The sequence below is a fragment of the Paenibacillus sp. 2TAB26 genome (assembly GCF_052115145.1).
Taxonomy (GTDB): Bacteria; Bacillota; Bacilli; order Paenibacillales; family Paenibacillaceae; genus Pristimantibacillus.
In genome coordinates this window covers 73,658-87,967 of the sequence record NZ_JBFRGC010000010.1, presented here as the reverse complement: position 1 = coordinate 87,967, position 14,310 = coordinate 73,658, and the positions used below count along the sequence as shown (strand labels likewise).

Genomic DNA, 14,310 nt, shown 5'->3' with positions numbered 1-14,310 from the left:
TTGTGATGGAATTTTATTTAAAATCGCTTCTTGTAAAGACAATTGAAAGAGCAAGCGTCATTTTTAGAAAAAATTGAAAAATTATTCTTATAACATAGCTCCGGCATGGCTGACCGTTGAATGAACGGAAGTCGGCGGGGGCTTTTTTGATTATTAAAAATCCAGTGTTTTTTTAGTTCTGTGACAAGTTTTCGTGACTATTAGTTTTTGATGAGCCTGAAAGCATAAACAATACACTTGCAAGACGAGTATTGAAGGTCGAAAAAGAGGTTTCCAACGTCATAAACGAGGCGTGGGAAACTTCTTTTTGTATTTTAATCATGGATCGTACGAAGTTCTTAAAAAAAGTCAAAATAATGCACATTCCTGCAAAAATTCATTCTCATTAGACAATCATTCTTTCGTTATGATTGAGCGTAACTAATAAATGGTTGAATGAAGGGGGCCTTGCATCGTGTGGAAAACGGCTATTGATGATGCTATTGCAAAGACGCTAAAAAATATAGAAAGATTTGAGGGGAAATTCCCTCATGTCAGCAGCAATGGAACCTATGAATTGAATGAAAATAATGATTGGACCAATGGCTTTTGGAGCGGGATGCTGTGGTTATGCTACGAATATACACAAGACGAACGGTTTCGGAATGCGGCGGATCAGACGGTTACAAGTTTTCATCAACGTTTGAAGGATCACGTTGTGCTCGATCATCATGATATCGGTTTTTTATACTCACTGTCTTCCAAAGCACAATGGATCGTGGAGAAGGATGAAGCAGCCCGACAATTAACGCTGCAAGCAGCTGATTTGCTAATGAACCGGTGGTGTGAACCTGGCGGCTATATTCAAGCTTGGGGACAAAAGGGAGATGCTAAAGAGGGCGGCCGAATCATCATCGATTGTCTGTTAAACCTTCCACTCTTGTATTGGGCGAGCGAACAGACAGGAAATCCATCCTATATGGAAGCAGCTCGTATACAAGCAGAAAAATCAAGGCGTTACCTAGTAAGAGGGGATGACAGCTCCTATCATACGTTCTTCTTTCAGCCAGAAACGGGTGAACCGATCGGAGGGGCGACGCATCAAGGGTATACGAATGGTTCAACTTGGACAAGGGGACAAGCGTGGGGGGTATATGGATTCGCACTCTCATATCGCTACACGAAGGATAAAAAGTTCCTCGAAGCTTCAAAGCGACTTGCCCGTTATTTCCTTGAGCATTTGCCAGACGACCATGTAGCCTACTGGGACTTCAATGCTCCCATTGAGAGAGATACTTACAGAGACAGCTCGGCCTCTGCGATTGTAGCTGCGGGATTATTAGAGCTCCTATCCCTCATGGAGCAGCAAGACCCTGAACGTCTTTATTTCCAAGAGCATCTTGAGAAATCAATGACCTCACTCGTTCAGAAATACGCGACGATTGGGGAAAAAGACGCAGAGGGACTGCTTAAGCATGGATCATATTATGTGCACGGAGGATTGTCGCCAGATGACTATATGATCTGGGGAGATTATTACTATCTGGAAGCGCTAATGAGGCTTGAGAAGGGTATCGGGGGTTATTGGTATGAAGGCAAATAACCAAGCTCAGTATGAAGAGCGCCTATTTGACCTATTAAACCTAGAGTATGAAGGGTTAGAAGTGGTAAAGAAGGCCAGCCTTCAAAATCAGCTTAATGATGCATTTGCAGTGCTAAAGCAATATTTTATAGAGCGAACTTCTCCTAGGATGTATTTGCAAAAGAAAGAAATACAACAGGTTTGCGACTATGTGCATGTACATTGTTCAGAAGAAGTGCAGGAAGTGCTGCAAACAGCTGATGAGGTCGTATCGCAAACCTTCCTATTCCGCTTTCAGTGGGATATGGAACGTACCCGTGTTCCTGTAGGCTTTGAGCGGCTAATCGATTGGAATCACATTCAAGATAGTGATGTGGAATGGGCCTACATGCTTAATCGACACCGATACTGGGTTGCACTTGGACAAGCCTATCAGCTTACTGGAGATGAGAAATACGCGAGCACCTTCTGTCTACAATTAGAGGATTGGATTGATCGAAATCCCGTTCCTTCTGCGCAGACTAGGAATACGTTAACTTGGCGCTCTATTGAGGCGGGACTACGCTGCAGCAACTGGATCAAGGCACTGCCTTATTTAATCGAAAGCCAAGTTATGACGCCGCGTCTATTTGCAAAGATGTTAGTCTCCCTCCATGAGCATGCAGATTATTTAGCTTCATCATTCACAGGCTGGAGTAATATTAGCAACTGGGGAGTYATTGAAACGAGTGGATTATTTCAAATGTCCGTATTCGTTCCAGAATTTAAGCGAACACTTCACTGGCAGCAGCTAACGGGTGAGAGGCTGAGAGAAACGTCACGACTGCAAGTGATGAAGGACGGTATTCACTGGGAGCAGTCCCCCACATATCATCATGAGGTGCTGAACTGCTTCCTAGACATGATGACTCTGGCTCAAAAAAATAAATTGACCATGGAAGCTAGTTTTACTCGTTCGGTAAAGAGCATGGCTGCTGCCTCTCTCTACTGGGCAAGACCGGATCATAGACAGGTGATGCTTGGTGATAGCGATAATAATGATATTCGGTCAGTTATGACGGCTGCTGCGATTATTTTCAAAGACCCCATGTTTCGGTTTGCTGGATGGGAGAAGGTCGATTTTGATCAAGCTTGGAACTTCGGGCCTGAAGGTATTGGCTATTATGAAGATTGCCCCGTTCAAATACCGCCGCAGCAATCTTATGCATTTGAACACTCAGGGCATTATGTAATGCGCTCTGGCTGGGAAGAACAAGCGTTGTATCTCTATTTCCGCTGTGGTCCTCTTGGAGGAGGACATGGGCACGCCGATATGCTTCATATCGATATTCATGCGTACGGCAAGGATCTGCTTACGGATCTGGGAAGATATAACTACTCTGATCATACGCCGCTGCGGAAGCAGCTTAAACATTGCAGCTCCCATAATACAACGGTAGTTGATGATACTGAATTTACGGAAGTTATAGATACATGGAAATTTGGGCGAATAGCTTCAAGAACAGGCACGGAGTGGATTTCGGAGCTGAATTTTGATTACGTTAGCGGGAGCCACGATGGATACATTCATTTGGATGATCCAGTCTACCCAAGCAGGAGCATCATCTTTGTAAAACCGTATTTTTGGCTTGTGGTGGATTGCTTTAAAAGCCAGAATGAACATACGTTTAAGCAGTTTTTTCATTTTGCTCCTGGACAACTGAGCTTATCGCAGGAGACGGGTATTTGTCGTACGACAAATGAGAATGATGCAAATCTTTGTATTATTCCGATCCAGGCTGCTGGACTTAAGGCTGAGCAGAGTGAGGGTGTTATTTCTTATGAATATAATCTAGTGGAGCCTAACCAATATGTGACCTACGAGAGAACTGGTTCAGGTACAACATCGATGATGCAGGTGCTTTACCCTTTACGCGTGGGAGAAACAAGCATTCCTATCGTTGAAAAAGTTCCAGTCTACCTATATACTGGTGAGTTGGCAGAGGACAACAGCGTAGAAGCATGCCGGATTGTGATTCCGCATTCAACAGAGCAATATATCATTGTTGTATGCCATAGGGCTCCATCCTCTCATATTGATTCATACATGGTTGACGGCACACAGATTTTTGGCGAAGTGGTGTTAATATCCTTGAAAGATAAGGTCAAGGAGATTACCGTTATAAAATAAAGCCTAAAACGCGAAAAAAGGCGATAAGCTACCCTGCTGCAATAGTCATGAAAGCAACTTGAAAGAGGCGCGGTAAATATGTCTAGGTTAAGCTATTATCAAAAAATTCAGCTGTCATTTCTCCTATTTATTATTGTTCCTATCATTACTGTATCTGTTATCTCATTTGTGCTTATTAAAGAGACGATGGTTGAGAAGCTTCAACTGAGCAATGACAACTTCTTGAATGTCATGATCGAAGAGATTGGAACAACGATTGATGATGTTATATTCGCATCGCATTTCATAGTTAATGATACGAATGTCCGGTCAGATTTGAAAAAATTCGCGGATACAGAACGGTTGAATACGTATGCGGATTACACAAATTTTACGAACATAAGGGGAGTATTTTCTCTCATTACATCGAAACCCTTAAATAATAACATTCGAATGTATTTGGTCAATAGAAAAGGCTTTATTATTTCTTCGAATGAGGATGATTTGAATTTAGTTAATAGAAACCTAGACGATTTATATGAAAAAATTGATCTCAAAAGGCCGGAAACCCTGCAACGGCTCGGTATGGTAAAAGAAGAGTCCGATAAGGAAGGGACCTATTATATGGCAAGAGTGATTCATGATAATGATGACAAACGCTATCTATCGGTTCTGATTATTGGTATTTCAGAGTCATACTTTGAGAAAGTGCTAAAGCCCATTGAGTTTGGTAAAGTAGCGCTTTTTGATGCAGAGGGAACGCTTATTGCTGGAAGCACGGAGCTTCTGTCGCACGATGCAGCAGCAAGCAGAGATATTCTCCGTTCTGAAGTTACGTTAGACAAAACGGACTGGACGCTTGTTTATGAAGCGAATAAGGAAACCTTTACGGGGGAAATTTCAAGAACCTTCTATTTGGGTATTGGAGGCGTTATTTTCCTCTTTATTATTTTTTCCATATCTTCTATGTTTATTGCAAGGAGATTGCACAGGCCAATTCAAAAATTGCAGCGTGCGGTCAGGCAATTTGGAATGGGAAACCTTGATGTAAAGCTTGAAGTGAAAGGCAAAGACGATATCGCTGAGCTTGGTCATTCGTTGAACACGATGATGGAGCAGCTCAAGGGGCTTATCCATGATATTGAGCATGAACAGGAGCTGAAGAGAGTCATGGAGCTCGAGGCTTTGTTCATGCAAATTCGGCCGCATTTTCTAATTAATACATTGAACTCAATCAAATGCAGTCTCATCCTGCACAAGGATCTTCTGCATAGCAAAAGCATCGATTCATTAATGAGCTTGCTCAGAGCCTATCTGAAGGTAAATGAACCGACCTCATTGAAGGATGAGTGCGTGCTGCTCGGGCATTACATCGATATTATGAAGATCAGAAATGAAATGGTTCTTGAGCTTACGGTTGAGCTTGAACCAGGGCTGGAACAATTATTAATTCCGAAGCTGATGCTGCAGCCTTTAATTGAAAATGCGATTGTACATGGTTTGGTAGACAATCCTGCTGCCAAAATTTCGATCCAAGCAAGAAGAGTAGAGAACGGAATAATCATTGAAATAGAGGATAACGGAAGTGGAATAGAGGAAGAACATTTAGCTGCACTGAACCATCATCTGCATTCCGTCGGCTCAGAGCAGTCCTCTTCTTATCAAAGGGTCGGCTTGATTAATGTGATTCAAAGGTCAAGATTAACATTTGGTCCAACGGCGGCGTTAGCTCTATATGAAAATGTACAGGGCGGGGTAACAGCCTTCCTTCATCTTCCTGTTATTGAACGGCATGTTTATTCTTCGGAGGGGTGAAACGGTGATGTATAAAGTAATGTTAATTGATGATGATGTCCCTATGATTCGGGTTTTGCAGCAAATGATCGATTGGGAGTCACTCCAGCTGCACGTAGTGGGGGCTACCTATTCAAGTGCAAAGGCATTGCATATGTTTGAAGAAACGTCGCCTGATATCGTCATCACTGACATTGGACTGCCGCAAAAAAGCGGTATCGAGCTAGCAGCTATTTTCCGCCGGATGAAACCGGATATTAGAGTCATATTTTTGACTTGCCACGAGGATTTTCATTACGCCCAGCAGGCAGTAAAGCTGAATGCGGATGATTATCTTCTTAAAGATCAATTAACGGCGGAGCAGCTTGAGCAAAGCTTAGGAAAATCCATACAATTGCTCAAAATGAAAGTCCCAAAGATCGACAATGAAGTATCGAACTATAACAGCGAGCTGTTCAAGCAGGGCTTGTTCCAAAGAGTTATTGATGGTGTTAACCCCGCATCAACTGTGGGGTATGCAGCTCAGTTAGGCATCTCATGGGGATACCCCTTCTTTATGATGGGCGTAGTCCATATCAATTTCTCAACTTACGAATCGCTTTACGTTCAGAACAATATTTCGTTAATTTTTTATGCGATCCACAATATCGCGGTGGAGCTGTCTGGTTCGTATGATGGAATAACGCCATTTTTGGAAAAAGACAATTTAGTTATTTTGTATAATTACCGAAATAACTTGGCGAACAATGCGTATCCTTATTTTCAAAAATATATGCAGGAGCTGCAGGCTCTTTGTCTACAGTTTCTGAAATTACAGCTTAATATAGTCACCGTGACAGATAAGATGGAGCTGCAATCCATTGGAGCCGTCTATCAGCAGGTGATTCAATATAAAAATGAGTTTTACAAAAGCAGTGAGTTTACGGTTACGAATATGAATGTCTTCTTACAGAGCATGTTTTTATCCTATCCGCTAGGTTTTCTAGATTGTTATAAATCAGATATTGAGCGTGCGATTATGAAAGGCGACTTTGACAGTATCCATAATATCGTCGCAAATATTGGAAAAAATGCAGAAGAGAATAGAGTCGAGCCAAGTGAGCTGGTTCAAGATCTATCAACACTCATTCGCAGCATTGATATAATGTTCTCAAGATGGAAGTCGGATGAGGGGATTTATATATACCTGTCTTCTGCAAGGACTTTGCTCGATGTAACAGGACTGATTGAGAGAAAGCTTATTCACATTGCAAAAAACCGGCAGAAGGGATTAGAACCCGTGATCCAGGAGCCGAAGCTGCAGGTGATTCAACAATATTTAGATAAAAATTTATCCGAAAACATTACCTCAATTGACATGGCGCGTCATTTGTATTTGAATTCAAGCTACTTTTCCCGCTATTTCAAACGACTGACGGGAGTTAATTTCACGGATTTTGTTCACCAGTATAAAATGAAAATTGCTGCTAAAATGCTGAAAACGTCCAACCAAAGCATCGAATCTTTAGCTATGGGACTTGGATATTCGGATAGAACTTATTTTTCAAAAGTGTTCAAGAAGTATATAGGCATGACTCCAAGTGAATATAAAGCAAATTATACAATTAACACTTATGTGAGATGAATAGACTACAGCTACAATAATAACCTGTCCTCCGATAGTGCCGGGGTACAGGTTTTTTTGTCGTTCCCATTGTTCATAACTTTTATGGTGTTTTCGCCGAATGTAACCCATTTGGAAAGTCAAAATATTGCTCCTACGAAGTCATAATCCATCGTTTTTGTCCTGCGGATTTCTATTATCATTAGTATCAACTTAATAAATGTTGAGGTGATACGAAATGGAAGCTGCTAAACCAATCACAAACCCTGAAATTCTACAGAAGCCAAGAAAATTTTGGACTCCGAGGCGGAAAGAAGCATTAATCGGCTGGCTGTTTCTTGCCCCAGAAATCATAGGTATGTTATTGCTGAATGTATTTGCACTTGGGTTTTCTCTTTATTTGAGCTTTACTTCGTGGGACTTGTTATCAGGTCTAGGGGGCATTAAGTTTAACGGTATCGACAATTATATTAAAATGTTTCATGATCCAACCATCATTAAAGCGTTGAAAAACAATCTGCTTTATACCGTGCTGACGGTGCCGGTTCCAATTGCTATATCGCTGGTACTCGCTGTTCTCATTCACAATAAGGTGTTTTGGAAAGATTATTTTAAGGTTGTGTTTTTCATTCCCTATATTTCATCCATTATTGCTGTTGCGGCAGTGTGGAGCGCATTGTTCCATCCTTCACTAGGACCGATTAATCAGTTTTTGATGGATCTAGGCATTTCCAACCCGCCTAAGTGGCTGGTGGACCCAAAAACTTCACTTATCGCCATTGCGATCATCACTTCTTGGGCAGGACTTGGTTATACGATTATTATTTATTTGGCCGGTCTTACAAGTATTTCGAATGAACTATATGAAGCGGCGGATATCGACGGTGCGGCTTCAATGACCAAGTTTCTCAAAATTACGGTTCCATTGCTTCGTCCGACAACGTTCTTCTTGTTTATTACGATGTTGATTGGTTCTTTTAAAGTATTTGATATTATCTCTTATTTGACAGCTGGGGGACCAGACAATTCTTCTACAGTCATCGTATTCCGGATTTATGAAGAAGGATTCGTGAATTATAACATGGGGTACGCGGCTTCAATCTCATGGCTGCTATTTGCGATTATTGCTGTCATTACTGCGGTTACCTGGAAATTCAGAAATGAAGAATCATTATAAGGGGGAGGGGTCAGCTTGCTTATCATAAAAAAAAATATATCAAAAATAATTGTTACCATTATCATGGGTGCCATATCTATTTTCTTCTTAGTTCCATTCATATGGATGATTTCATCAGCGTTTAAATTTGAAAAGGATGTTATGCGTTTTCCCATTGAGTGGATTCCTAAAAATATTAATGTGTTGTACAATTTTAAAGCAGTTTGGATGGGAAATGTAAACTTTCTTCATATTTATTTCAACTCTATTAAAATAGCTTTAATTGTCACATGTCTCACATTGCTCTTTTCCACTATGGCAGCTTTTGCATTTACCAAACTCCGGTTTAGAGGGAGAGGTCTTGTATTTATGGCCCTGATTTCGTTCATGATTATACCGGATCAGGCCACTCTAATTCCACGGTTTATGCTGGTTCGCTGGCTGGGTATTTACGACAGTCACTTTGCGCTTATTTTTATGGGGATGTTTTCTATTTATTTCACATTCCTGCTTCGTCAGTTCATGGCGGGGATCAGCGATGAGTATATGGAAGCTGCGAGAATTGATGGAGCTGGCCATTTAAGGATTTTCCGCTCGATTATTATTCCGCTTTGCCAACCGGTTCTTGCTACCGTCGCTATTATAAAGTTCATATGGTCATGGAATGATTATCAGAATCCGCTTATTTTCCTGCAATCAAAGGATTTGTATACGATCCCGCTTGGTATGAGCCTGTTCAGGGATGATTATACAACGAATGATGCCATTATGATGATGGCCGCGCTGTCAGCTATTATCCCGTTATTAATTATATTTATTATATTGCAGAAGCAAGTAATTAACGGAATTGCCCTTGGCGGAGTCAAAGGGTGATATTTGAAAAAAAGTCAAAAAAGTAATCATTTTACCTCAAAATTATACTCTTCTATGAATCGTCCAATCTTTATACTGATGATGAAAGAAGATGAGTCAGCTATTAAATAGGGGGGCAAAAAAATGAATCATAAGGGTAAACGCAAGTTTTTAGTTTCGATCTGTCTTTTGTTAGCGGCTTTTGCAGTGCTAAGCGCATGTGGAGGTAATTCTAATTCGCCTAAAAGCTCAAACGCTGCCGGGTCTGAGGGTACGGCGGACAAGCAAGTGACCATTAAGTATTACAATTTTGACAGTGCAGCTCAAGAGGTTGGTACAAAAGCTATGCTGCAAGAATTTGAGAAAGAAAATCCGGATATTAAAGTTGAGCATGTCATTCTTGTTCCGGGTAATTCCTTGGAAATGTTGAAAAAGCTTGATTTTCTAATCTCTTCGGGTGAAGCGGTCGACGTCGTAAACGTTCCGAGCGCGTCAGCGGTTATCGAAAGAGCAACTAGAGGCGCGCTAGCTCCGCTGGATGAATATTATGCTGCCAATAATCTCGTTGCTGCGGATGAATATTTTGTTAATCCAAAAGTGGGCGACAAAACTTACGGCATGCAGATGTCTACAGGTTACCAGTTCATTCTATTGAATAAGGATGCCCTGGATGCAGCAGGCTTGCCAGTGCCGACATACGGTTGGACATGGGATGACTTCCGTGATTACTCCAAGAAGCTGACCAAAGGCGAAGGCGTGGATAAACAGTACGGTTCGTACTTCCATACATGGGAATTGTATATGAATGCTCCAGCCCAAACGGTGATGAAAGATCCTTTCCGTTATGATGATGGAACGACGATCTTGGCTGATCCAACGTATAAATACTTCTTCCAGCTGCGCAAAGACATGGAAACGGTAGATAAATCGGCTAAGCCTTATGCGGATGTTCTTGCATCGAAGCTTAACTATCGTACTGAATTTTTCAGTGAAAGTGCTGCGATGATTCTTTCCGGAAGCTTTATGATTCCTGACCCAGGAAATACGGAGCAATATCCGCATGATTTCAAAACGGCATTTGCTCCAGTTCCGCTTCCTCCTGCGAATGCGCAGCCAAAAGATTATGAAGGCGGTAAGTACTTTGTAGGTGGAGGGCATCTAGTAATGGGTGCGACTTCCAAGCATAAAGAAGCTTCGTTCAAATTAATGCGCTTTATGACAACAACTGATTCGGAATCAAGAAACGAATTCTCTGGCTGGAAAAAATCAGACCAAAACGTCGTACTTGATCGCTTGATTGGTGCAAACGCTGATAAATATGATGTTGAATCGCTTAAAAACACATTGTTTGGCCCTGAAATTAAATATTTGGATGCTTCACAAGTGGTAACGACAAGTACTGCTGATTTGACCAAAGTTATCGGAGATGGCTTTAGTAAGTTCATGCTTAGCAACGATTCCATTGACGATGTACAAGCATGGATGGTAAAAGAAGCGACGAGAATCATTGATGAGAAAGAAACAAAATAAAGTTAAGTGAATTGAAACCGAAATTGAGGAGCTTTGAGCAGTCTAGACATGGCTGCTGCAAAGCTCCTTTTTCTTGTGTCGAATCAGTGGCAACTTAGGAGTGCAAGGAAAGGGAGATGCAGCATGGCTAACTTATCATCATCATTATCAGTACCAACTGAGCAGCAGCGTCGTTGGCAGGATCTTGAACTCGGAATGTTTTGCCACTTTGGAATGAATACGTTTTGTGATCAGGAATGGGGCGATGGAAATGACTCGCCTTCTTTATTTAATCCGGCCCAGCTTGATGCCCGCCAGTGGGTGCGTACGGCAAAGGCTGCAGGCTTCCGATACTTCGTCCTTACGGCAAAACATCATGACGGCTTCTGTCTTTGGCCGACCGCTACGACTGATTATTCGGTTGCCTCTAGTCCTTGGAGAGAGGGCAAAGGCGATATCGTAAGGGATTGTGCAGATGCCTGCCGGGAAGAAGGAATTGGCTTTGGCCTTTATTTATCACCTTGGGATAGACATGAACCATGTTATTCCGATCCAGAAGCGTATGATCTCTTCTACGCTAGTCAGCTGGAGGAATTGCTAATGGGTTATGGTCCACTCGTTGAGATCTGGTTCGATGGAGCGGGCTCCGAAGGAAGAGAGTATGACTGGAAACGAATCATGAGCTTAATTAAGCAGCATCAGCCCGATGCCATGGTGTTTAATATGGGAGCACCGACGATCCGATGGGTAGGGAATGAGGATGGTCTTGCCCCTTATCCTTGCTGGAATACAGCTGAATCTGCTCGGGTAAGCATGTTTAGTGAAGGAGATCTGAAATGGCTGCCTGAAACACCTCGCTGGGTACCGGCAGAATGCGATGTCCCTATTCGAAAGGACCGATGGTTCTGGCATCCTGAGGAGGAGCATCTGCTGCTTTCCTTGGAGCAATTAATGGACATCTACTATCGGTCGGTTGGCCATGGTGCAACACTGCTTTTGAATGTAACGCCAGATAACCGGGGGCTTATGCCGGAGGCAGATGTGAACCGGGTTATTTCGTTTGGAAACGAGGTTCGTCGCAGGTTTGATCATCCACTTGCCGAGCTGTTTGGCGAGGGAGAGGTTATCGAGCTTGTGCTGCCTCGGAAACTTGTCATCGACCATATCATCACGATGGAAGATATCGCTTATGGAGAACGGGTACGGGACTATAAGATTGAGGTTCAAGCTGGCAATGAATGGATAGAAATGATCCGTGGGAGCGCAATTGGGCATAAAAAAATAGATTTCTTCCAACCAATTTCCACAGACAGAATACGTTTAACTGTACTTGAGTCGGTAGAGCGGCCAATAATAAAACGTTTTGCCGTGTTTAATAGCAATTAGATTCGATGTTAGCATTGGAAACTATAAAGGATGGGAGAGGAAACCATGAGTCAATTGGAGATTAGAGATGAGCAGTATTACTTGCATGGGGAGCCTTACCGTATCGTGTCGGGTGCCGTACACTATTTCCGTGTCGTGCCAGAGTATTGGATGGATCGTTTGCAGAAATTGCAGGCATGTGGATTTAATACAGTAGAAACTTACGTTGCTTGGAATGTGCATGAGCCGCAGGAAGGTCAATTTCAATTTGAAGGAATGGCAGACATCGTCCAGTTTATTGAGCTTGCGGGACAACTGGGCTTGCACGTGATTGTTCGTCCCAGCCCATTTATTTGTGCGGAGTGGGAATTTGGAGGATTGCCGGCATGGCTATTGAAAGAGAGCGATATGCAGCTTCGCTGTTCGGATAGTGCCTATTTGGCGAAGGTAGATCGATATTACGATGTATTAATTCCTAAGCTTATTCCACTGCTCTCTACGCAGGGTGGGCCGATTCTTGCGGTGCAGGTAGAAAATGAATATGGCAGCTACGGCAATGATACCTCCTATTTAACCTATATTCGAGATGGGCTTGTACAAAGAGGGATAGACGTGCTGCTCTTCACTTCTGACGGACCTACTGACGAGATGCTGCTCGGCGGCACGATAGATGATGTTCATGCAACAGTGAATTTTGGATCGCGAGTTGCGGAATCGTTCGGAAAGTATCGGGAGTATAGAGAAACAGAACCGCTTATGGTTATGGAGTTTTGGAATGGATGGTTCGATCATTGGATGGAGCCTCACCATGTTCGTGATGCAGCTGAAGTGGCTGACGAATTGGATAAAATATTGGAGAGTGGTTCATCGGTTAATCTTTATATGTTCCATGGCGGAACGAATTTCGGATTTTACAATGGCGCCAATCATATTAAAACGTATGAGCCTACGGTAACTAGCTATGATTATGATGCACCGCTGAGTGAGTGGGGGGATGTGACGAGCAAGTATGAGGCGGTTCGCAGCGTGTTTGCTAAGCACGGCATCGAGCCAGGTTGTGAGATGCCGCAGCCGATTCCTAAATATTCATACGGCAAAGTGACACTGTCAGAGAGCGCGACACTGCTTGATAATTTGGACCAAGTATCAGAGCCAGTAAAATCGACATTCATACAGCCTATGGAGAAATTCGATCAGGCGTACGGTTTTATTTTGTATTCGACATGGGTAAAAGGACCTCGATCTGGGCAGAAGCTGCATATTCAAGAGGTTCGTGACCGAGCGCAAGTATTTTTAGATGGCAAGTTATTAGGTGTGATGGAGCGCTGGGACCCTAAGCCCTTAGATATTAGCATTCCGGAAAATGGGGCAAGACTCGATATCCTTGTCGAGAACATGGGGCGAATCAATTACGGTCCTCGACTTCGTGATCCGAAGGGGATTACCGAAGGAGTGCTCCTTGATAATCAATTTCTATACAATTGGACGATTCGGACGCTTCCCCTTTGTCCTGATTCTCTATCGTCTGTCCGCTACGAGACAACGAAAGAACATGATTTACGTGTAGAAACTCCGGCATTTTACAAAGGTTCCTTTGAGGTAGAAGAGATCGGGGACACTTTTTTAAGATTTGATGGTTGGAATAAAGGCGTAGCATGGATTAATGGCTTTAATCTGGGACGGTACTGGGAGATTGGGCCTCAGCGTGCGCTTTATATCCCAGGGCCTTTGCTACGGAAGGGACGCAACGAGATTGTTCTTTTTGAGCTGCATGGCTTCTTGACTGAGCCTGTAATCACGCTTAGCGACCAGCCTGATTTAGGGGAATCCGCAGCGGTGGATGACCGGGTGTTGAATTTTGTGCAAGATGAGCAAACAACCTAAATCGAGCTTTTTCCCTAGGCTTCGCCAATGAAGTAAATCAGAGGGTGTTCCAAAAGCAATAAGCTTCAGGGGCACCCTCCAACAAACCTAGCCGTTTCGCACACTGTAAGAACCTATGTGTGTTTATTGCTCCATTTCCCGCCTCGACCATACGCCTCAGCTACTCTATAAGCGCATATATGTTCTTACAGACCACAAACCTAGCCGTTTCACAAGCTGTAAGAACCTATGCGTGCTTATTGCTCCATTTCCAGCCTTGACCATACGCCTCAGCAACCCTGTAAGCGCATATATGTTCTTACAGACCACAAACCTAGCCGTTTCGCACATTGTAAGAACCTATGTGTGCTTATTGCTCCATTTCCCGCCATGACCATATGCTTCAGCAACTCAATAAGCGCATATATGTGCTTACAGACCACAAACCTAGCAGTTTC

The 14,310-nt window shown here is 42.8% G+C and carries 9 protein-coding genes; all 9 read left to right on the top strand.

Features of this window, described 5'->3' with window-relative positions:
* Positions 1-454: 454 nt before the first annotated feature.
* The 9 genes from AB4Z50_RS13530 (at position 455) to AB4Z50_RS13490 (ending at position 13,873) form a co-directional block, all read left to right on the top strand.
* Positions 455-1,582, top strand: a complete 1,128-nt coding sequence (locus tag AB4Z50_RS13530; RefSeq protein WP_441879554.1) for a glycoside hydrolase family 88 protein — start codon at positions 455-457, stop codon at positions 1,580-1,582.
* A complete protein-coding gene (locus tag AB4Z50_RS13525; RefSeq protein ID WP_441879552.1) occupies positions 1,569-3,731 on the top strand; it encodes an alginate lyase family protein in 2,163 nt (720 codons plus the stop codon). The genes AB4Z50_RS13530 and AB4Z50_RS13525 overlap by 14 nt, the downstream gene beginning before the upstream one ends.
* 78 nt (positions 3,732-3,809) lie before the next feature.
* A complete protein-coding gene (locus AB4Z50_RS13520; protein WP_441879550.1) occupies positions 3,810-5,525 on the top strand; it encodes a sensor histidine kinase in 1,716 nt (571 codons plus the stop codon).
* A gap of 7 nt (positions 5,526-5,532) precedes the next feature.
* A complete protein-coding gene (locus AB4Z50_RS13515; protein ID WP_441879765.1) occupies positions 5,533-7,128 on the top strand; it encodes a response regulator transcription factor in 1,596 nt (531 codons plus the stop codon).
* 217 nt (positions 7,129-7,345) lie between these two features.
* On the top strand, positions 7,346-8,284 hold the full coding sequence (locus tag AB4Z50_RS13510) for a carbohydrate ABC transporter permease (RefSeq protein ID WP_441879548.1): 939 nt from the start codon (positions 7,346-7,348) through the stop codon (positions 8,282-8,284).
* A 63-nt stretch (positions 8,285-8,347) separates the two neighbouring features.
* Positions 8,348-9,136, top strand: coding sequence for a carbohydrate ABC transporter permease (locus AB4Z50_RS13505; protein ID WP_076269617.1), 789 nt, complete (start codon positions 8,348-8,350; stop codon positions 9,134-9,136).
* Between the two features lie 123 nt (positions 9,137-9,259).
* Positions 9,260-10,645 carry an ABC transporter substrate-binding protein gene (locus AB4Z50_RS13500; protein WP_441879546.1) on the top strand — a complete coding sequence of 462 codons (1,386 nt, stop codon included), beginning with the start codon at positions 9,260-9,262 and terminating at the stop codon, positions 10,643-10,645.
* A 123-nt stretch (positions 10,646-10,768) separates the two neighbouring features.
* Positions 10,769-12,010: an alpha-L-fucosidase gene (locus AB4Z50_RS13495; RefSeq protein ID WP_441879544.1), complete on the top strand. Its 1,242-nt coding sequence runs from the start codon at positions 10,769-10,771 to the stop codon at positions 12,008-12,010.
* Between the two features lie 45 nt (positions 12,011-12,055).
* Positions 12,056-13,873: a glycoside hydrolase family 35 protein gene (locus AB4Z50_RS13490; protein ID WP_441879542.1), complete on the top strand. Its 1,818-nt coding sequence runs from the start codon at positions 12,056-12,058 to the stop codon at positions 13,871-13,873.
* Positions 13,874-14,310: the final 437 nt, after the last annotated feature.

Coding starts and splice junctions, on each gene's coding strand:
- AB4Z50_RS13520 (WP_441879550.1), top strand. CDS start 3,810: ATGTCTAGGTTAAGCTATTATCAAAAAATTCAGCTGTCATTTCTCCTA.
- AB4Z50_RS13515 (WP_441879765.1), top strand. CDS start 5,533: ATGTATAAAGTAATGTTAATTGATGATGATGTCCCTATGATTCGGGTT.
- AB4Z50_RS13510 (WP_441879548.1), top strand. CDS start 7,346: ATGGAAGCTGCTAAACCAATCACAAACCCTGAAATTCTACAGAAGCCA.
- AB4Z50_RS13505 (WP_076269617.1), top strand. CDS start 8,348: ATGGGTGCCATATCTATTTTCTTCTTAGTTCCATTCATATGGATGATT.
- AB4Z50_RS13500 (WP_441879546.1), top strand. CDS start 9,260: ATGAATCATAAGGGTAAACGCAAGTTTTTAGTTTCGATCTGTCTTTTG.
- AB4Z50_RS13495 (WP_441879544.1), top strand. CDS start 10,769: ATGGCTAACTTATCATCATCATTATCAGTACCAACTGAGCAGCAGCGT.
- AB4Z50_RS13490 (WP_441879542.1), top strand. CDS start 12,056: ATGAGTCAATTGGAGATTAGAGATGAGCAGTATTACTTGCATGGGGAG.